The following is a 20441-nucleotide window of genomic DNA, read 5'->3' on the forward strand; positions in this document are numbered from 1 at the left end:
CGTGAGGAGCGGACCGGAACCCGTCCTAGATGCTCGGCGACGCGTCCGCGTCGTCCGAGGCACCGTCGGCGGTCTTCGGCTCGTCGGTCCGCTGCGGCACGGTGCCCTGAGGAACGCGCAGCGTCAGCGCGGCAGGCTGCACGAAAGCGTGGATCCGCGACGCGCGCCCCAGCGACTCCCCGTCCACCTGCACCTTCTGCGGCTGGTCCATCCGGATGTCGAACTCCGTGCCGCGCACATGGTCGATGCGGGACGTCCTCAGGATGCGAAGCAGGCGCGTGTCCTTGATGCCTGCGCCTTGCGCCATGACCTGCCCGAACAGCTCGGTCCACCCCACCAGACCGCCACGGGCGTCGAGGGTCGCGACGTCGAGCCTGCCGTCGTCCATGGTCGCGTCCGGGATCAGCGAGATGCCGCCGGGGAGCTTGCCGATGTTCGCCATGAGGACGGTGCGCATGTGGCCCACGATCTCCTCGCCGCCGTCGACGGACACCCACGCCTTCATGCGCTTCTCGCCCAGGTGGCGGATCGCCGCGAAGAAGTAGGCGAACCAGCCAAGTCGACGCTTGAGCCGGTCGTCCGCACCGGCCACCATCTCCGCGTCGAAGCCGGCGCCCGCGATCACCAGGAACAGGTGCCGTCCATCCTCGCCGTGGCCAGGGTAGGCGCGGCGGATGTCCATCCACCCGACGTCCGCCTTGCGCTCCGCGCCCTCGAGCACGGTGCGCAGGATCGACTGGGTGTCTCCGAGGGGGAGGTCAAGATTGCGGGCGAACAGGTTGCCGGTGCCCATGGGGACGATCCCCATGGGGATGCCGCGCCCCGCGAGGGCCTGGGCGACGGCGCGCACGGTTCCGTCGCCGCCCACGGCGACCACCACGTCGGCCCCGGCCTCGATGGCCGCCTCCGCCTGACCCGTGCCAGGGTCGTCGGCCGTCGTGTAGAACCAGAGCGGCTGCGGCAGATACCGGATGGAGCACGCGCGCAACGCCTGCTCCCTCAGCTCCTCGATGCCGGACTTGGTGGGGTTCGCGATGAACGCGATCTTCTCGTTCCCGTCGCGCGGGGTCATGAAGGAGCCTGCAGCCGACGGCAGCGGCTGGATGCGCAGGATCCGACGCCACATGAGCGGCACCGCGACGGGGTCGCGCGAGCCGATGCGGCGCGTGATCACCACGGTGAGGGACAGGGACGCCACCGCGAGCAGTGCCGCGATGACCGCGAGCACTTCGGCGACCATGGAACGAGCCTACGTTGGCGCAGATAGACTCGCCTGCATGATCGACGTGAAGCTTCTGCGCGCTGAGCCCGACCTGGTCCGCCAGTCGCAGATCTCCCGCGGGGACGACCCCGCGATCGTGGACCAGGTGCTCGCCGCGGACGCCGCGAACCGCACCGCGCTCCAGGACTTCGAGGCCGCCCGCGCCGAGCAGAAGTCGCTCGGCAAGCTCGTCGCGCAGGCCACGGGCGACGAGAAGCAGGACCTGCTCGCCCGCACCAAGGAGCTGTCCGCCAAGGTCAAGCAGCTCCAGGCCGACGCCGACGCGGCTGCCGCCACCGCCACCGAGCTCGCCAGGTCGCTGGGCAACATCCCTGAGCCGGGCGTGCCCGCCGGCGGTGCCGACGACTACGCCGTGCTGCGCCACGTGGGAACCCCCCGGGACTTCGCCGCCGAGCGCGTCGAGGTCCAGGACCACCTGGCGATCGGCGAAGGTCTCAAGGCCATCGACATGGAACGCGGCGCCAAGGTGTCCGGCGCCCGCTTCTACTTCCTCACCGGCATCGGTGCACGGCTCGAGCTCGCGATCCTGAACGCGGCCATGGCCACCGCCATCGATCACGGCTTCTCCCCCATGATCACTCCCACGCTGGTGCGTCCCGAGGTCATGAGCGGCACCGGCTTCCTCGGCAAGCACGCAGACGAGATCTACTACCTCGAGAAGGACGACCTGTACCTCACGGGGACGTCCGAGGTGGCGCTCGCGGGCTACCACACCGACGAGATCCTGGACCTCGAGGACGGCGCCCTGCGCTATGCCGGCTGGAGCGCCTGCTACCGCCGCGAGGCCGGCTCGGCGGGCCGCGACACCCGCGGCATCATCCGCGTCCACCAGTTCCACAAGGTGGAGATGTTCGCCTACGTGCGCCCCGAGGACGCCGCCGAGGAGCACGCCCGCTTCCTGGCCGCCGAGGAGTCCATGCTCCAGGCGCTCGAGCTCCCGTACCGCGTCATCGACACCGCCGCAGGTGATCTGGGCATGAGCGCCGCACGCAAGTTCGACTGCGAGGCCTGGCTGCCCAGCCAGGAGCGCTGGATGGAGGTCACCTCCACCTCCAACTGCACCACCTATCAGGCCCGACGCCTGCGCATCCGCGAACGTTCCGAGGCGGGCGGCACGGAGCCTGTCGCCACCGTCAACGGCACCATCGGCACCACCCGCTGGCTCGTCGCGCTCCTGGAGAACCACCAGCAGGCCGACGGCTCGGTGCACGTCCCCGAGGTGCTGCGCCCGTACCTCGGCGGCGTCGAGCGCCTCGAGCCGCTCGCCTGAGGGCGGAGCGCGTTCACCGTTCCGTCGCGCCCCTGGGTTAGGGTGCCTCGCATGACGCGCGACCCGGCAAGCATGCGACCCCCGCTCGATCGCGACGCCTGGCGCCTTGTCGGGCTCGACATCGACGGCACCCTCATGCACTGGGGCGGCGACATCTCCGACGCCGTCGTCGAGGCCGTGGAGAAGGTGCGCATGTGCCGCTCCCACGTGATCCTCGCCACCGGTCGCACCGTCATCGGCACCATGCCCGTGCTCGAACGGCTCGGCATCAGGCGCGGCTGGGCCGTCTGCGCGAACGGCGCCGTCACCGTCAAGCTCAACCCGCAGACGCCCGGCGGCTACGACATCGTCGAGACCACCACGTTCGACCCCACCGCCGCGCTCGAGCTGATCCGGCAGGAGATGCCCGACGCGTTCTTCGCCGTGGAGGACCTGGGCGTCGGCTTCCGCGTGAACCGCGAGTTCCCCATGGGCGAGCTCGACGGACGCCAGATCGTCGTCGACTCGTTCGAGGAGCTCGCCTCGCAGGAGGTCACGCGTGTCGTCATCCGCAAGCCCGACGCCGACGTGAGCCACTTCGACTCGCTCGTGCACCGCATCGGCCTCAACGACGTCACCTACGCCGTCGGCTACTCCGCCTGGCTGGACCTCACCCCGCCCAACGTCACCAAGGCCTCCGCCCTCGAGGCCCTGCGGCGTCAGCTGGGCGTCTACCCCGACCACACCGTCGCCGTCGGGGACGGCAACAACGACATCGACATGCTCCGCTGGGCGGGCTTCTCGGCAGCGATGGGGAACGCGCCCGACGCGGTGCAGGCCGTCGCGGATCAGGTGGTCGGCTCGGTGGACGAGGACGGCGTGCTCGAGGTGCTGCACACCCTCATCGACCCCGAGCGGCTCGCCGTCCTCTGACACGGCGTCCGCCCTGGTCGAGGGCCGCCGGGGTCGCTAGGGTGGCGGCATGACGACGTGGTTGACCTCTGACTCGCATCACCGCTGGCTCGAGCAGGAGACGGACAGGCTGCTCTCCTTCGGGCGGTACGCGCAGGACCCGAGAGGCGGGTTCGGCTACCTGGACGCCGACGGGCGGATCGACGCCTCCCGCGACGTCGAGCTGTGGATCACCTGCCGCATGACCCACGTCTACGCGCTGGGGTCCATGATGGGACGCCCGGGCGCGGCCGCCTACGTGGATCATGGCGTCGACTCGCTACTGGGACGCCTGCGCGACGAGGAGCACGGCGGATGGTTCGCCGCAATCGGGGCCGACGGGCCCACGAACACCGCGAAGGAGGCGTACGGCCACGCGTTCGTGATCCTCGCAGCCGCCTCCGCGACCGCGGCAGGTCGCCCCGGTGCGGCCGCGCTTCTCGACCAGGCCGTCGCCGTGCACACGGAGCGGTTCTGGGACGACGAGGCCGGCATGAGCCGTGAGTCCTTCAACCGTGACTGGTCCGAGGAGGAGCAGTACCGCGGCGTCAACGCCAACATGCACACGGTCGAGGCCTATCTCGCCGCCTCCGACGTGCTCGGCGACCGCGACCTGCTCGACCGTGCCGCACGCATCGTGACCCGCGTGGTCGACGTGTACGGGCGCGACAACGAGTGGCGCCTGCCCGAGCACTTCGACCTCGACTGGAACCCACGGCTCGACTACAACGAGGACGAGCCCGCGCACCCCTTCCGTCCGTACGGCGCCACGGTCGGCCACGCCCTCGAATGGTCGCGCCTCACCTTGCAGGCCGCCTCCTCGCTGCAGCAGACGGGCCGCGCCACGCCCGAATGGATGGTGCCGGCCGCACGCGACCTGTACGCCGCCGCCATCCGCGACGGCTGGAACGTCGACGGACAGCCCGGCTTCGTCTACACCACCGACTGGGAGGGCGCCCCCGTGGTCCGCGAGCGCATGCACTGGGTGGCTGCCGAGGCCGTCGGCGCTGCGGCCGTGCTCTGGCGCACCACCAGGGCGGCCGAGTATGCCGAGCAGTACCAGCAGTGGTGGGACTACATCGGAGAGCACCTCATCGACCTGGACAAGGGCTCATGGCACCACGAGCTGTCCACGTCGAACGAGCCCTCCGCCACCGTGTGGCCAGGCAAGCCCGACATCTACCACGCGCTCCAGGCGACCCTGCTGCCACGTCTGCCCGCCTCGCCCGCGCTCGCCGCCTCGCTCGCCGCAGGGAACCTCGGCAAGGCCTAGCGGCTCTCAGGGACGAAGCGAGCTCAGGGGAGCAGCACCAGCGATCCCGCGACGCCGCCCGCTTCGAGCATCGTGTGCGCCGCCGCGGCCTCCGCCAGGGGGAACGTCGCGTGCACCAGCGGCCTCACCTGGTCCGGCACCATCGGCCACACCGTCCGCTCGACCAGGGCGACGATCGCCGCGCGCTCCGACAGGGGACGTGCGCGCAGGGTGGTCCCGATCACCCGTGCCCGCTTGGCGAGCAGCATGCCCAGGTCGAGCTCGCCTCGCGCCCCGCCCTGCATCCCGAGCACCACGAGGCGCCCGCCTGTGGATAACGCAGACAGATTCTTCGCGAGATATGCCGCGCCCACCACGTCGAGGATCACGTCCGCGCCGCCCCTCGACCGGACCTCCGCCACCCAGTCGTCCGTCCTGTGATCGAAGGCCGCCTCCGCGCCCAGCGCGACGCACCGGTCGGCCCGGGCGCGACCGCCGGCCGTGGCCAGCACGCGCATCCCCAGCGCCGCCCCCACCTGGATCGCGATCGTGCCGACACCTCCCAGACCGCCATGCACCAGCAAGGTCTCGCCCGGTCCGGCGCCCGCCTGCTCGAACGCCGACGCGACGGTGCATGCCGCCTCCACCAGCGCAGCCGCCTCAACAGGGCTGATACCAGGAGGGATAGGGAGCACCAGAGACTCGTCGACCGCTGCCTGCTCCGCGTATCCGCCGCCCTGCAGGAGCGCGCACACCCAGTCGCCCACGCGCCAGCGCGTCACCCCGTCGCCCACCGCTCTCACCGTGCCCGCGACCTCCAGCCCGGGCCACCGGGGAGCTCCGACGGGCGGGTCGTACCGCCCTCTCCTCTGCAGCAGATCAGCGTGGTTGACACCAGATGCCATCACGTCGATGATGACCACTCCGGGTGCCACCGAAGGGTCCGGAGCGGATGCGGACCTCAGGACCTCGGGGCCCCCGGATCCGTTGCATTCAGTGACATTCATCACATCCTCCGGCCTATTTCGTCATAGCCATGACGGTATAGCGTCTCAGCGTGAGTCCGGCCACACGCGCTCATGTTCTCGGGGGTCAAGCCGATAACAGGAGTTGCCAGCGCACACCGGGTGCGCAGGGCGGAAGCCGTCGGATGACGATCCGGCGGCCTAGGGAGAAGATTCGATGCTCCAGAGAATGGGTATCCGCAGCAAGATGCTGCTCACCGTCGCGGTGCCTCTGCTCGTCCTGCTTCTCACAGGTATCGCGATCGTCGGATTCTCCTGGCTGGATCTGAGCTCCGCTCGCAACGCGCAGGCGGTCGTCACCGCGCTCGGCGACTCCCGCACCATGTCCGACGCGATCGAGGACGAGCGGTACTCCGGTGTCACGTTCCTCGACTCGCTTCAGCTCGGCCGCGACAAGCTGCGCGGCGCGCAGGAGGACACCAACGCGGCATACGACACCGTCATGGCGAACCTTCCCGCAGGCAGTGCGGAGGCGTCCCAGCTCGCGGCCGAGGTGCAGACCCTTGTGGGCGCGCGGGGCAGCCTGGTCCCGGACCTCCGCGCCGTCAGCGTCACCAGCGCCGACAACGCGCTCACGTTCCCCACGAGCTCCGAGGCGACCCAGCTCCGCATCAACTACTCGAACATCGCCAACGCCGTCGAGAGCCTCGCAGCCACCGACCGCGCGAGCGTCACCGGCACCACCATCTACCTGAACGGACTCGCGAACAGCCTCAACGCCGAGGGCCTCGCCGCGCTCCAGCTCTTCACCGAGCCGCCCACCTACCTGGAGCAGTTCCAGCAGGCGCTCGGTGCCGTCGACGACGCGATCGCCGCGCTGACCGTGTCCGCCAACAACATCCCGAACCGCTCCGAGAACCAGGCGGTCCTGGCGACGATCGCCACCGGCTCGGCGCTGCTCGACCAGCTCGACGGCGTCCGCGGCACGGTCGAGAGCGGCGCCGGAAACTCGTCGACGGTGCTCGCCTACTACACGCAGATCATCACGCTCGGTGAGACCGCCTCCCTCTCGTCCACCGCGGCGACCGCGAACGGTGGCCTGACCGACCGGATCGCCGCCTACGGCCAGCTCGACGTCCTCAACGAGGCCCTGGAGTACGAGAAGATCGTCGTCCAGCGCCTCATCCGCGCCGGCCAGTTCGGCGCCACCGGAGACGCCCAGCTCCGTACGCTCTCCGTCCGCGCGGGCCTCGAGCTCGACCGTGCGCAGGGCACGGCCTCCGCCGTGGACACGCTGCCTGCGGTGCCGGAGTTCTCCTCGCTGTCGGTAGGCGACACCGGAACCAACTACGTGTCGATGCAGACCGCGATGCTCGGTGGCCTCGACTCCTCGCTCGTCGCCGCGCAGTCGCAGCCCTGGGCCGAGGTCGTGGACCTCGAGGAGGCTCGCTACCAGCCCATCGAGGACCAGGTCTGGGGCGAGATCGTCAGCAACGCCCAGTCCGAGGTGCAGGCGCTCGTCACCCAGCTGCTCCTCATCATCGCCGCCGTCGTCGGCGCGTTCCTCGTCGCGGTCCTCGTCGCGAACGCGATCGCCCGCCGTATCGTCAACCCGCTGCGACGCCTGACCACCACCGCCACCGCGGTCCGTCAGGAGCTCCCGCGACTCGTGGAGCGGGTCGCGATGCCGGGCGAGACGGTGGACCTCTCCGAGGTCCAGATCCCTGTGGAGTCCGAGGACGAGGTCGGCCGACTCGCCGAGGCGTTCAACGGCGTCAACGCCGCGACCCTCTCCATCGCAGCCGAGCAGGCCGCGCTCCGCGGCTCCATCTCCGAGATGTTCGTCAACGTCGCCCGCCGCGACCAGGTGCTCCTCAACCGCCAGCTGGCGTCGATCGACGAGATGGAGCGTTCCGAGGACGACCCTGACACGCTCACCAAGCTCTTCGCGCTCGACCACCTCGCCACCCGGATGCGTCGAAACTCGGAGTCCCTGCTGGTCCTCGCAGGCATCGACACCGGCCGGCGCCTGCGTCGCCCCATGCCGCTGTCCGACGTGGTCCGCACCGCGTCGTCCGAGATCGAGCTCTACGAGCGGGTCCAGCTCGAGCTCGACGCCGACCCGCAGATGGTCGGCCACTCCGCGCTGACCGCCGCCCACCTCTTCGCCGAGATCCTCGAGAACGCCACCGTCTTCTCCGACCCCGGCAGCCCGGTGATCGTGCGCACCACGTCCCGCCCCGGCGGCTTCCTCGTGGAGATCATCGACAGCGGCATCGGCATGAACCCCGAGGAGCTCCACAACGCCAACGCGCGCGTCTCCTCGAATGCCGCGTCCGAGATCCTCGGTGCGCAGCGCCTTGGCCTCTTCGTGGTCGGCCGCATCGCCCGGCGCATCGGCGCGAAGGTGGAGATCGCCTCCGCGGAGGGCAGCGGCACCGCCGTGACCGTCGTGCTCCCGTCCGCGCTGTTCGACGACCGCGTGCAGGATCGCCCCGCCGCGTCCAGGCCCTCGTCGATGGTCGCGGACGAGGTCATCGACAACCCGCTCACCGGTCCCGCCGAGGCCGCCGGAGTCACGCGCTCCGCAGCGGCGGGAGCCACCGGCGACTCGTATGCGCCCTCGAACTTCGAAGAGGGCGCCTCGCTCTCCGGACGCGGCGGCGAGCTCCCCGCGCGCGGCGCAGCGATGCCCACGCGCGGCGCGCCCGCGCCCACGGCGGGAACCCCCGCGCCCGCAGCGCCGACCCCCGTCGCGGCGCCGCAGGATGTGCAGGGCCTGATCGCCGACGACGCCGCCGCCGCCCCCGAGGGCACCGCGATCGACTCGGCCACGCTCATCGCGGGCGCCACGGCGGCCGGCCTTCCCGCTCGTCGTCGTCGCGCACCTCAGCAGGAGTCCCCGGCCGGCGCCGAGCCGCACGGCACCAACGTCATCGGCCTTCCCCAGCGCGCCACCGCCGAGCAGCTCTCGGCGCTCGAGGGCGAGGCCGGCAGCGGGTTCACCCCCATGGTGTCCGCCGCCGAGGTGGCGCCGCAGAGCGCCGAGCAGCGCGCCGCAATGTTCCGCGGATTCCGCTCCTCGCGCGCCGTGGACATGCCGCCCGCAGCCGCATCGGCGGTCGAGCCCGCGGACGCCGCCACCGAGCAGCCCATGGCGATCCCCTCGTTCGAGCCGGAGGACGACGCCTTCGCCCCGTCCGCACAGTCCGGTGCCCTCGCACCTGAGCAGGCAGCGCCCGCCCCGCGCGCGAACCCCGGCATCGCTGCGGCCTTCGCCGCGGGGATCGCCGCAGCCGACGCCGCGCAGGAGGCGCCCGTCGTCACGGGACAGTCGCCGCTGATCCAGCAGGGCTTCGGCGTGCCGCAGGCCGCCGAGGAGCAGGCATGGACGGACCCGGGTGCGTTCGAGATCCCCACGCTTGAGGACGACGAGGAGCCGTTCGTCGGCGTCGAGTCCGTCTCCCTGGTGGACGACGCCGCCCCCGCCGCACCCGAGCTCGCCGCGCAGCAGCCGTACTGGCAGCAGGAACAGGGGTGGCAGGAGCCCGCCGCGCAGCCGCTCGTCGAGCAGCCGCAGCATGAGGCCGCCGCGTGGGCGCAGGCACCCGAGCAGCCTGCGGTCGTGCCGCAGGCGCATCCGGCACCGGCCCTTCAGGACCACGCGCAGGCCGCCGTCGAGCAGCCTCAGGCGTACGACGTCCCCGAGGCCCAGCAGCCCCAGGCGTACGCGCCGCAGCCGGTCGCCGCTCAGGCCGCGTCGCCCGCGGTGGGCTTCGACGACCTCATCCACGCGGACGTCGCGGACGAGGCAGCGCGTGGAGGCTTCTTCAACCGGCTCTTCGGTCGCGGACGTCGCGACGACGCCCCTCAGCCGACGATCGAGGCCCAGGCACCCGCGCCCAGCTCCCTGAGCTCGGCGCCCTCGGCCGCATCCGCGCCGGCGGCGCCGTACGGCTCCGCTCCGTCGGCCGCCTCGGCACCGTTCGCCTCGGCGCCCTCGGCCGCGTCCGCGCCCACGGCAGCGGGCCCGACGGCGTATGCACCCCAGCCGACCGTCGCCCCGTCGTCGTTCGCGCCGAGCCCCGCCCTGGAGCCGGAGCCCCAGCCCCAGCCGGTGAGCTTCGCCGCGCCGCCGACGCCGGTCCAGCCCGAGCCGTTCCCGCAGCAGCCCGCGGCGTTCGCGCCCGAGCCCACACCGACCGCCCCTGTCGCGCCCTCGTACACGCCGCCTGCGGCCGTCTTCGCGCCGCAGCCTTCGGCGCCGTCGGCGCAGGAGAGCTTCATGCCCGCGGAGACCGGCGGCAGCTCGTGGTCGGACGACGTGGTCGCCGTCCAGCAGATGCACCAGACGCCGGCCGAGCCCGCCTTCTACTCCCCCGACCAGCTCGCCCGACCCGTCGGGTGGGAGGCCGCTGGCGCCAGCGCGCTCGAGGCCGCCGGCAGCGGGCTGGGGTACCGCCCCGTCGTGCAGATCGACCCCGAGCCCGAGTCCGACCAGGTCGAGCGCTCCGACGTCACCTCCGCGGTGTTCTCCGAGTTCAGCTCGCTGACCTCTGAGCGGCCCAAGATCCAGAAGACCAAGGCGGGCCTCGTCAAGCGCGAGCCCGTGAAGACCGAGGAGGCGCCCCAGCCGCTGTCGGCAGAGGTGACGATCGCGGCAGCGCCGCGCGACGCCGACGCCGTGCGACGCAGGTTCTCCAACTTCTACTCCGGCACGCAGAGGGCACGCTCCGACGTGGCCGCGTACCAGAGCCAGTCACCCGCGTCCGATCGGGAGCAGGCATGATCCCGACGACGACCACGAACCAGCTCCGCCGATGGAGCAGCAACACCACCAAGGAGGAGCAGTGACCGAACTGAGTCCCGAGGCCACCAACTTCGGATGGCTGCTGGACAACTTCGTCCAGACGGTGCCCGGCACGCGCCACACCCTCGTCGTCAGCGCCGATGGCCTGCTGATGGCGATGTCGAAGAACCTCGACCGCACCGGTGGCGACACCCTCGCGGCAGTCGTCTCCGGCATGGCCTCGCTGACCCGCGGCGCCGCGCGTCAGCTGCAGGCAGGCGAGGTGCGGCAGTCGATCATCGAGATGGATGAGCTGTTCCTGTTCCTGATGTCCGTGTCCAACGGGTCGGTGCTCGCCGTGGCGGCGGACTCCACGTGCGACGTGGGCCTCGTGGGCTACGAGATGACGCTCCTCGTGACACGCACGGAGAACGCCCTCACCCCGCAGCTCATCACCGAGATGCGGCAGAACCTTCCCGTCGACGGGCAGCTCCGCGCTTAGGCGGTTGTCATGACCGACGCTCAGACACCTCACGACGACGAGACCTACGCGGTTCGGCCGTACGCGGTCACCGGCGGTCGCGTGCAGGCCGCCGGGAAGACGCTGCCGATGGAGGCGCTCGTCGAGTCGCTCTCCGACCCTCAGGCTTTGAAGGGGCTCACCCCCGAGAAGAAGACGATCCTGCAGCTCGCTACAGGTCAGTATCAATCCGTGGCGGAGCTCTCCGCCCACACCCGGCTTCCGCTGGGTGTGGTCAGGGTGCTCGTCACGGATCTTGCGCAAGAAAATCACCTGAAGATCCATACCGGCGGAACGGCCAACGACGCGAGCACGCATGACGCGGACGGCGGCATTTCCCTGAGTCTCTTGGAGAGTGTCCTCGATGGCATCGCAGCCCTCTAACGCGCCAGCGGCCACCGCGCCAGCGCACGTGGCGCCCACCGTCGTCAAGATCGTGATCGCCGGCGGATTCGCCGTCGGCAAGACGACCTTCATCGGCTCCATCTCCGACATCGACCCCCTCAACACCGAGGCGGCGATGACCGAGAAGTCGATCGGAGTCGACGACGCCGGTGGCGTCAGCGACCGCAAGACCACCACGACCGTCGCCATGGACTTCGGTCGTATCGCCCTTCCCGGAGCCCTCTGGCTCTACCTGTTCGGCACGCCGGGCCAGGACCGCTTCCTCTTCATGTGGGACGACCTGGTGCGTGGCGCGATCGGCGCCGTCGTCCTGGTCGATACGGAGCGGCTCGACCAGTGCTTCCCCGCCGTCGACTACTTCGAGGGCAAGGGCATCCCGTTCGTCGTCTGCGTCAACTGCTTCGATGGCGTGGCCCGTCACCAGCTCGAGGACGTGCGCGAGGCGCTCGGAATCAGCGAGGAGACGCCGATCATGTACACCGATGCGCGCGAGAAGGCCGCCACGAAGCAGGCCCTGATCGCCGTCGTGCAGCTGGCGATGAAGCGCCTCAAGGGCGCGTGACCCGCATCCTCTGATCACGACACGGCGCCGTGCCTCCTCCTCGCGTGGGGGCGCGGCGCCGTCGTGTGCGGGGGCGCTAGCCTTGAGGCTGTGATCTACGTCGACGGCACCGCGCTCTGCCGCTTCCTGCCGGGAGTGCGGTTCTTCGAGGAGTGGAACACGTGGGTGGCGCCGCATGTGCAGGAGGTCGCCACGACCCAGCTGGGCCTGACCGAGCTGCGCCAGGCCGCGGAGCTGTATCCGCGCGAGACCAAGGCGAAGGCGTTCGACGTCGTCGAGGTGGTGCGGTCGCGCATGCCGCTGATCCGCTTCTCCGACCAGAACGTCACGGTGTCCACGCACGCGGCCGCGGTGCTGAAGCCGTTCGCCGCCCTGCACCTGGGCGCAGCCGCCGCGCACCCCGCCATCGACACGATCGCCACCTACGATGCCGAGCTGGCGAGGGTGGCGGGTCTGTACGGGTTGAAGGTGGTGAGCCCCGGACTGCCCGAGGGCTGGCAGAATGGCACCGGCGCGTAGCCGGCGGTGGCCGGCAGGCGCCGAAGGAGAGTTGACCGAGCGGCCGAAGGTGACGGTCTTGAAAACCGTTGAGGCGTAACCCGTCTCCGTGGGTTCGAATCCCACACTCTCCGCTGCTGTGAGGCACCGCACGTTGCTCCGCACCTCGCGGGCCGGGTATCCTGGGGCGCCGTACGCAGGTACGAGGAGACGTCGCATAGTCAGGCCTAGTGCGCGGTCCTGCTAAGACCGTGAGGGGCTTAACCCCCCTCCGTGGGTTCAAATCCCACCGTCTCCGCCGTCGAGGCCCCCGATCCACCGGATCGGGGGCCTCTGTCATGCGGGCGGGCGCGGAACGGTCAGTGGCCCACGATCACGTCGGCCACCCGCGCGACGGGGGAGGTCCGCGCTCCGCCTCGTGCCTCGACCCTGTCGGCGTACCGGTAGGCCGCGTACATCCCGCTGACGCCCAGCCAGCGCAGCGGCTCCGGCTCCCACCTGCGCACGCGGTGGTCCACCCAAGGCAGCCGGGTGAGCTCGGTGTCCCGGCGCAGCACCATGTCCGCGAGGGTGCGACCCGCGAGGTTGGTGGTGGCCACGCCGGTGCCGACGTAGCCGCCGGCCCAGCCCAGGCCCGTCGCGTCGTCCAGGCCGACCGTGGCCGCCCAGTCCCTGGGCACGCCCAGCACGCCCGACCAGGCGTGCGCCACGGGCACCTCGGACGCGGCGGGGAAGAAGCGGCGCAGCAGCGCGGTCAGCGCCTGGACCGTGCTCGCCTGGGTGGTGCCGTCGTCGTCCACGCGGGAGCCGAAGCGGTAGGGGACGCCACGACCCCCGAAGGCGATGCGGTCGTCGGCGGTGCGCTGCGCGTACATGTAGACGTGGGCGAAGTCGCCGAGCGTCTCACGACCCGCCCATCCCACCTGGTCCCAGAACGACTGCGGGAGCGGGTCGGTGACGATGAGGGAGGAGTTGAGGGGAAGCCAGGTGCGGCGCTCGCCGCGGAGGCGCGCGGTGAAGCCCTCGGTGGCGCGGAGCACGTGTGCGGCGCGCACGTCGCCGCGACCCGTGCGCGCGAGCCCCGGGAGGATCTCGCGCACGTGGGTGCTCTCGTGGATGACGACTCCCAGCCGTTCGACGGCCTCGGCGAGGCCCGCCACGAGCTTCGCGGGGTGGATGCGAGCGCAGTGCGGGTGCCACAGGCCCGCCCTGACGCCGTCGACGCCGATCCGTTCGGTCATCCGCTCCCGCTCCCACAGCTCGACATCGGTGTACGGCCAGGAGGCCTCGCTGGAGTGCTCGGCTCGCAGCCGGGCCTCCTGTGCGGCGTTGAGAGCGATGTTGACCTCGCCGCCCTTGTGGATGTCGGCCTCGATCCGCTCTGCGCTGGCGACGGCGATGACCTCGTCGACCGTCCTGTTCATCGCGAGCTGCTGCGCGATCGCGGCGTCGCGGCCGTGCGAGGCGGCGTAGCGGGCGCGTCCTGCGGTGACGGAGTTCGTGAGCCAGCCGCCGTTGCGACCCGACGCGCCGAAGCCGGCGAACCGCTGCTCGAGCACCACGATCCGCAGGTCCGGCTGCAGCCTCTTCAGGTAGTAGGCGGTCCACAGCCCGGTGAACCCTGCGCCGACGATGCAGACGTCGGCGTCCGTGCTCCCAGGGAGCGGCGCGCGTGGGGTGCGAGGCGGCATCGAGGCCCACCAGAACGAGACGTCTCCGTTGTGACCGACCACCGCTGCTCCCTCATGTTCTGCTCGACGCGTGCGCTCCGGGGACGTGTGGCGCTGAGGAGAACATCCCATGGTCGTGGTGTCGTGGCGTGAAGGCGCGCGCGGGCGGGCGCGCGCCTGAGGCGCCGCTCACGCGTCGATGGCGAGGGGGTGCAGCACCCAGACGTCGAGGAACGTGCGCACGAGCGCCGCCATGTCGAGAGATCCGCGGTCCAGCAGCCACTGGACCTGCAGCCCGTCGAGCAGCGCGATGGTCTGGGTCGCGATGTCGACCGGGTCGGCGTGCTCCGCCAGCTCGCCCTCCTCCTCGAGTTCGCGCAGCGCATCGACCAGCAGGTGCCGCAGCGAGGCGTAGCGCTGCCGGAAGTACTCGTGCCCGGGGTGGTCGGCGGAGGTGGCAGCTGCGGACAGGGTGGCGAACAGCTCGACCGCGCCCGGCGCCGCGGTGTTCGCCTGCGCGGTCGCCAGGAATCCTTGGAGAAGCGCGCGTCCGTCGCGGGGTCCTTGCGCGATCTGCGCGGCACCGAGCTCGTCGCGCCGCCTGAGCGCGTCGACCATGAGCACCCGGAGGTCCGGGTACCTGTCACGGATCGTGGCGGTGGTGGTGCCCGCGCGTGCCGCGATCGCGTCGAGCGAGCTCGCGCTGATGGAGGTGGTGGCGGCCTCGGCGAGCACGGCGTCGAGCAGCGGCTCGGGTTCCAGCTCGGGTGCGGAGGGCATCCGTGCGATCGACTCGAGGGTCCAGGTGCCGTCCATGAGGTGCCTCCTCGTCGCTCCGTTGCGATCCGTCGACTGTACGCCTCGGTGGTCGATGCGTGCCGTGCCGAGCGGTCGTCGGGGGTTCCGGAGCCACCGCGATGAAGTGTCATTCGGTAACGAATAGATAAATCCCTTGCGGGCACTTGGGTTTAGAGTTACGGTAACGGAGACCACCCAACGAAGGGTCGGCTCCCCAAGGGAAGGAACAACGATGTTCTCCATCAAGCGCGGGCTCATCGCCACCGCTGTGGTCTCGACGATCTCGCTGGTCGCCGGTTGCTCTGGAGGATCGGGCACGTCCGACACCACCGCGAGCGGCGACTCGACCTCCAGCACCGGCGGCACGCTCACCATCGCCACCAGCACCCCACCCACCAGCATGTCCGCCCAGAACACCGGTTTCGGCTCCGAGTCGCTCTACACCCAGGCGGTCTACGACTCCCTGCTTCGCGCTGAGCCCGACGGCACCATCTCGCCCAACCTGGCCACCGAGTGGAGCTGGAACAGCGACCGCACCGTCCTCACCATGAAGCTGCGCGACGACGTCACCTTCACCGACGGCACCCAGTTCAACGCCGACGTGGCCGCTCAGAACGTCCTCCGCTTCCGCGACGGCACGTCGTCGAACGCCTCCTGGCTCAGCCGCGTGGCCGACGCGAAGGCCGTCGACGACTACACGCTCGAGATCGACATGTCCGAGCCCGACCCCTCGCTCGAGTGGTACCTCACCATGAACGCAGGCATGCAGGAGAGCCCGGCCGCATTCGACAGCCCCGACGTCGAGACGACGCCGATCGGCTCCGGCCCCTACATCCTCGACACCGCCTCGACGGTCGTCGGCACCACGTACGTGTACGACGCGAACCCCGACTACTGGAACCCCGACGAGCAGTACTACTCGCACCTCGTGCTGAACATCTACTCCGACTCGAGCGCGCTGCTCAACGCGATCCAGGGCGGTCAGGTCAACGCCGGACTCGTCAGCGACACCACCACGATCCCGCAGATCGAGGCGGCCGGCTTCTCTCTGGTCAGCTCGGAGCTCGACTACCAGGGCCTGCTGCTGATGGACCGGGACGGCACCCTCGCGCCTGAGCTCTCAGACGTGCGCGTGCGCCAGGCCATCAACATGGCATTCGACCGCGAGGCCCTCCTCAACGCGTTCGTCTCCGGCTACGGTTCGGTGACGGAGCAGATCTGGCCCGAGAGCTCGTCCAGCTACGACGCGTCGCTCGACACCACGTACTCGTACGACCCCGAGGGCGCGAAGGCGCTGCTGGCCGAGGCCGGCTACCCGAACGGCTTCACGCTGCAGATGCCCAGCTCCTCGGCGTTCCCGTCGCAGATCTTCCCGCTGATCCAGCAGCAGCTCGCGGACATCGGCATCACCGTCGAGTACACCGACCTGCAGATCGGCGACTACATCAACGACATGATCGCGGCGAAGTACCCGGCGGCGTTCATGCAGCTGCAGGAGGACCCGACCGACTGGCAGATCGCGACCTTCTCGATCACCCCCGAGGCGATCTTCAACCCGTTCCACGTCGAGGACGCGACAGTGACCGACCTGGTCTCGAAGATCCAGCAGGGTGACACCGCTGCGGGCGCCGAGCTCAACAAGTACGTCGTCGACCAGGCCTGGTTCGCGCCGTTCTACCGCCTGACGACGAACTTCGCCGTCGACGCGAACACGACCGCCGTCGCCCAGACCGGCAACGTGTACCCCTACATCTGGAACATCAAGCCGGCCGCGTAGCCGACGAGGGTGCCGGCGTCGCATGCGGCGCCGGCACCCCTCCAGCACACTTCACAACCTCGGCAAAGGACCCCCCGATGGTTCGCTTCATCATCCGCCGGCTGCTCGCCGGCGTGGTACTCCTGCTCGCGATCTCCACGCTGTCGTACATGCTGCTCTACATGGGCAGCGGCAACATCGCCCGCACCATCCTCGGCCAGAGCGCCACCGAGGACACGGTCGCGAAGAAGGCCGCAGAGCTCGGCCTCGACCAGCCTCTCCTCCCGCGCTACCTGGACTGGCTCCAGGGCGCCGTCCACGGTGACTTCGGCCGCTCGTGGTTCACGTCGCAGCCGGTCGCGGAGGCGATCTCCTCCCGGCTCGCCGTCACCCTCTCGCTCGTCATCGGCACCGTCATCCTGTCGGCGATCATCGCGGTCGCGATGGGTGTCTGGGCCGCGCGCAAGGGCGGCATCGCCGACAGGATCATCCAGGTGGTCGCGATCCTCGGATTCGCGATCCCGAACTTCCTCATCGCGATCTTCCTCGTGCGCTTCTTCGCGCTGCAGCTCGGCTGGTTCAAGCCCACGGGCTACGTGCAGATCGGCGACTCGTTCACCGGCTGGCTCGGCACCGTGACGCTGCCCATCATCGCGCTGTCCGTGGGCGCGGTCGCCGCAGTGGCCCAGCAGGTCCGCGGCTCCGTCATCGACGCCATGCGTCAGGACTGGGTGCGCACGCTGCGCAGCCGCGGCATCCCCGAGAGCCGGGTCGTCTACAAGCACGTCCTTCGCAACGCGGGCGGCCCCGCCCTCGCGGTCCTCGCGGTCCAGTTCGTCGGCCTCGTCGGCGGCGCCGTGATCGTGGAGCAGATCTTCGCCATCCCCGGCCTGGGGCAGGTCTCCGTCACGGCGACCTCCCAGGGCGACATCCCGCTCGTCATGGGCCTGGTGGTCGCGGTCGGGATCGTCGTCGTCCTCGTGAACCTCCTGTTCGATGTCCTCCAGGGGTTCCTCAACCCGAAGGTGCGCCTCTCATGAGCGATTCCGCCAACGTCCCGCTCGAGATCGCCGAGGCGGCCGGGCGCAAGAGCCACCTGTTCCGTCGGGTGCTGAAGAACCCGACGGGGCTCATCAGCCTCATCATCCTGGCCCTGGTGTTCGCCGCCGCGATCTTCGCGGGCGTCCTCGCCACGCACGACCCCAACTACGCCGACCTGCTGAACCTGAGGAAGGCCCCCGGCGGCGACTACCTGCTCGGCACCGACGCCTCGGGTCGCGACATCTGGTCGCGTCTGCTCTTCGCGTCGCGCTACTCGCTGCTCGGCGCGGCGCTCGCGACCGGCATCGCCGCCTTCCTGGGCGTGACGTCCGGCCTCATCGCAGGCTTCTACGGCCGATGGTTCGAGTCGCTCGCGTCGTGGGTCACGAGCCTCCTGATGGCGCTGCCCGGCATCGTGGTCCTGCTGGCGGCCCGCTCCGTGCTCGGGCCGTCGATGTGGATCGCCATGTCCATCTTCGGAGTCCTGCTCGCTCCCGCCTTCTTCCGCCTCACGCACGCCGCGGTCGTCGGAGTCCGCAACGAGCTCTACGTCGACGCCGCACGCGTCGCCGGCGTGAAGGACCTGTCGATCATCGGCCGGCACATCCTGTCGGTCGTGCGCGCTCCCGTCATCATCCAGTCGGCGACGGTGGCGATCATCGCGGTCGCGATCCAGGCCGGACTGGGCTTCATCGGGATGCTGGACCAGACGATCCCCACGTGGGGCTCCATGCTGAACGACGCGTTCGGCGCGATGTACCTCACGCCGATCCAGCTGGTGTGGCCGTCGTCCGCGATCGCGCTCACGGCGATCGGCTTCGCGCTGTTCGCCAACACCCTGCGCGACGAGCTCGAGCGCTCGGCGAAGCCGAAGAAGCTCAAGGGCAAGGCGAAGGCCGCCGCGGACGCGGCAGTCGACTCCTCCGGCGAGCCTCCGGTGGTGCACGCGGAGATCAAGGAGGCCGACGCCCCTGTGCTGCTGCAGGTGACGGGGCTCGTGGTCGGCTACGACCAGCCCGACGGCTCGCTCACCCAGGTGGTCAACGGCGTCGACATCGCCGTGCGCAAGGGCGAGGTCCACGGCCTCATCGGGGAGTCCGGATCCGGCAAGACCCAGACGGCGTTCTCGGTCCTCGGACTGCTCCCGGACGGCGGTCGCGTCGCGGCAGGCAGCGTCGTCTTCGACGGCGAGACCCTCACCGGCAAGAGCGCCAAGGCGATGCGCTCCATCCAGGGCCGCAGGATCTCCTATGTCCCGCAGGAGCCGATGTCCAACCTCGACCCGTCCTTCTCCATCGGCAGCCAGATGGTGGAGCCGATGCGGGTCACGCTCGGGCTGTCGGCGAAGGAGGCGAAGGCCAAGGCCCTCGACCTGCTGAGCAAGGTCGGCATCGTCGACCCGCAGCGCACCTTCAACGCATATCCCCACGAGGTCTCAGGCGGCATGGCGCAGCGCGTCCTGATCGCCGGCGCGATCTCCTGCGACCCGGACCTGATCATCGCCGACGAGCCGACGACGGCTCTCGACGTGACGGTCCAGGCCGAGATCCTCGACCTGCTGCGAGGGCTCCAGGAGGAGCTGGACGTCGCGATCCTGATCGTGACGCACAACTTCGGCGTGGTCGCCGACATCTGCGACCGGGTGTCCGTCATGCAGAACGGGCGGATCGTCGAGACGGGCCCCGCACGGTCCATCTTCGCCGAACCCCGCCACCCCTACACGAGGTCGCTGTTCGACGCGATCCTCGAGGACGGCGCCGCCCGTGGCGCGCTCGCCCATGCGTCCGACCGCCACACCACCGCTGGAGGTGCCCGATGACCACCGTGGAGCCGCTGCTCGAGGTCAAGGACCTCATCGTCGAGTACCCCGTCAAGGGGATCGGCAACAAGCCGTTCCGAGTCCTCAAGAACGTCTCGGTCGACGTCCGTCCCGGCGAATGCGTCGGACTGGTGGGCGAGTCAGGGTCGGGCAAGACCACCCTGGGCCGCGCGGTCCTGGGCCTCGCCCCGGTCACGGGCGGGTCCATCAAGTACAAGGGGCGCGAGATCGGTCACCTCAACCGCCGGGAGCGCAGGAGCCTGTCCGATGAGATCCAGGTGGTCTTCCAGGACCCTTACACCTCGCTCAACCCGTCCATGACGATCGAGCAGACCCTCTCCGAGCCGCTGCGCGTGAAGAGGATCCCCGCCAAGGAGGCCTCGCAGCGCGTGCGGAAGCTGCTCGATCAGGTCGGTCTGCCGTCCAACGCGGCGGACCGTCTGCCCCGGGAGTTCTCCGGCGGGCAGCGGCAGCGCATCGCGATCGCGCGTGCGCTGGCGCTCGAGCCGCAGCTGATCGTGTGCGACGAGCCTGTGTCCGCTCTGGACCTGTCGACGCAGGCACGCGTGCTCGACCTCTTCAAGAGCATCCAGGAAGAGACGGGCGTCGCGTACCTGTTCGTCTCCCACGACCTGGCGGTCGTGAGGCATCTGAGCCACCGCGTCGCCGTCATGTACCACGGCGAGATCGTCGAGTACGGCGACGGCGACAAGGTGACCAGCGACCCCGAGCACCCGTACACCCAGCGCCTGCTGATGGCCGCCCCGGTGGCCGACCCCGACCGCCAGGCCCAGCGCCGCGCCGACCGAGCCAGGATGCTGGCCGCCCAGCGTGAGGCGGACGTCCAGGCCGGCGCCGCCTGAGCCTCGCTGCAACCGACCCTA

16 protein-coding genes and 2 tRNA genes are annotated in these 20441 nt (G+C 70.4%); 14 read left to right on the plus strand and 4 right to left on the minus strand.

All coding sequences use genetic code 11. The annotated features are described in order from the left end of the window. Positions 1–25 precede the first annotated feature (25 nt). Positions 26–1240 carry a diacylglycerol/lipid kinase family protein gene (locus tag RN607_RS00395; protein ID WP_313543542.1) on the minus strand — a complete coding sequence of 405 codons (1215 nt, stop codon included), beginning with the start codon at positions 1238–1240 and terminating at the stop codon, positions 26–28. A 37-nt stretch (positions 1241–1277) separates the two neighbouring features. Between RN607_RS00395 and serS the strand changes: the two genes are divergently transcribed. From serS to RN607_RS00410, 3 genes are read left to right on the plus strand one after another with little or no spacing between them, the layout of a single operon-like run. Then, entirely contained in the window at positions 1278–2552 is a 1275-nt protein-coding gene (gene serS / locus RN607_RS00400; RefSeq protein WP_313543544.1) for a serine--tRNA ligase, read from the plus strand. 51 nt (positions 2553–2603) lie between these two features. Continuing rightward, the gene (locus RN607_RS00405) at positions 2604–3464 is read left to right on the plus strand and encodes an HAD family hydrolase (protein WP_313543546.1); all 861 of its coding nucleotides are present in this window, start codon (positions 2604–2606) and stop codon (positions 3462–3464) included. A gap of 49 nt (positions 3465–3513) precedes the next feature. Beyond that, positions 3514–4755 carry an AGE family epimerase/isomerase gene (locus RN607_RS00410; RefSeq protein WP_313543548.1) on the plus strand — a complete coding sequence of 414 codons (1242 nt, stop codon included), beginning with the start codon at positions 3514–3516 and terminating at the stop codon, positions 4753–4755. Positions 4756–4778: 23 nt separating this feature from the next. On the opposite strand, the gene RN607_RS00415 is transcribed toward RN607_RS00410, so the two are convergent. Beyond that, positions 4779–5741: an NAD(P)H-quinone oxidoreductase gene (locus tag RN607_RS00415; RefSeq protein ID WP_313543550.1), complete on the minus strand. Its 963-nt coding sequence runs from the start codon at positions 5739–5741 to the stop codon at positions 4779–4781. 187 nt (positions 5742–5928) lie between these two features. On the opposite strand from RN607_RS00415, the gene RN607_RS00420 reads away from it, so the two are divergent. The 7 genes from RN607_RS00420 (at position 5929) to RN607_RS00450 (ending at position 12771) form a co-directional block, all read left to right on the plus strand. Next, on the plus strand, positions 5929–10488 hold the full coding sequence (locus RN607_RS00420; protein ID WP_313543552.1) for a sensor histidine kinase: 4560 nt from the start codon (positions 5929–5931) through the stop codon (positions 10486–10488). 61 nt (positions 10489–10549) lie between these two features. After that, positions 10550–10990 carry a roadblock/LC7 domain-containing protein gene (locus RN607_RS00425; protein ID WP_062205565.1) on the plus strand — a complete coding sequence of 147 codons (441 nt, stop codon included), beginning with the start codon at positions 10550–10552 and terminating at the stop codon, positions 10988–10990. Between the two features lie 9 nt (positions 10991–10999). After that, the gene (locus tag RN607_RS00430; RefSeq protein ID WP_313498708.1) at positions 11000–11392 is read left to right on the plus strand and encodes a DUF742 domain-containing protein; all 393 of its coding nucleotides are present in this window, start codon (positions 11000–11002) and stop codon (positions 11390–11392) included. After that, positions 11373–11975: a GTP-binding protein gene (locus RN607_RS00435; protein WP_313498709.1), complete on the plus strand. Its 603-nt coding sequence runs from the start codon at positions 11373–11375 to the stop codon at positions 11973–11975. Before RN607_RS00430 ends, RN607_RS00435 begins: the two co-directional genes overlap by 20 nt. A gap of 90 nt (positions 11976–12065) precedes the next feature. Further along, a complete protein-coding gene (locus RN607_RS00440) occupies positions 12066–12494 on the plus strand; it encodes a hypothetical protein (RefSeq protein WP_313498711.1) in 429 nt (142 codons plus the stop codon). A 25-nt stretch (positions 12495–12519) separates the two neighbouring features. After that, a tRNA-Ser gene (locus RN607_RS00445) sits at positions 12520–12607 on the plus strand. 72 nt (positions 12608–12679) lie between these two features. Beyond that, positions 12680–12771, plus strand: a tRNA-Ser gene (locus tag RN607_RS00450). A gap of 61 nt (positions 12772–12832) precedes the next feature. Here the strand turns inward: RN607_RS00450 and RN607_RS00455 are convergent. Continuing rightward, positions 12833–14164 carry an NAD(P)/FAD-dependent oxidoreductase gene (locus RN607_RS00455; RefSeq protein WP_313545457.1) on the minus strand — a complete coding sequence of 444 codons (1332 nt, stop codon included), beginning with the start codon at positions 14162–14164 and terminating at the stop codon, positions 12833–12835. 168 nt (positions 14165–14332) lie between these two features. Further along, the gene (locus RN607_RS00460; RefSeq protein ID WP_313498713.1) at positions 14333–14959 is read right to left on the minus strand and encodes a TetR family transcriptional regulator C-terminal domain-containing protein; all 627 of its coding nucleotides are present in this window, start codon (positions 14957–14959) and stop codon (positions 14333–14335) included. Positions 14960–15173: 214 nt separating this feature from the next. Here RN607_RS00460 and RN607_RS00465 point away from each other — a divergent pair, with 214 nt between their 5' ends. The 4 genes from RN607_RS00465 (at position 15174) to RN607_RS00480 (ending at position 20420) form a co-directional block, all read left to right on the plus strand. Continuing rightward, a complete protein-coding gene (locus RN607_RS00465; RefSeq protein ID WP_313543554.1) occupies positions 15174–16718 on the plus strand; it encodes an ABC transporter substrate-binding protein in 1545 nt (514 codons plus the stop codon). 77 nt (positions 16719–16795) lie between these two features. After that, a complete protein-coding gene (locus RN607_RS00470; protein ID WP_313498719.1) occupies positions 16796–17737 on the plus strand; it encodes an ABC transporter permease in 942 nt (313 codons plus the stop codon). After that, a complete protein-coding gene (locus RN607_RS00475) occupies positions 17734–19557 on the plus strand; it encodes a dipeptide/oligopeptide/nickel ABC transporter permease/ATP-binding protein (protein ID WP_313543556.1) in 1824 nt (607 codons plus the stop codon). Before RN607_RS00470 ends, RN607_RS00475 begins: the two co-directional genes overlap by 4 nt. Then, the gene (locus RN607_RS00480) at positions 19554–20420 is read left to right on the plus strand and encodes an ATP-binding cassette domain-containing protein (protein ID WP_313498724.1); all 867 of its coding nucleotides are present in this window, start codon (positions 19554–19556) and stop codon (positions 20418–20420) included. The genes RN607_RS00475 and RN607_RS00480 overlap by 4 nt, the downstream gene beginning before the upstream one ends. Positions 20421–20441: the final 21 nt, after the last annotated feature.

Source organism: Demequina capsici, assembly GCF_032102965.1.
In the GTDB taxonomy this organism is placed as follows: domain Bacteria; phylum Actinomycetota; class Actinomycetes; order Actinomycetales; family Demequinaceae; genus Demequina; species Demequina capsici.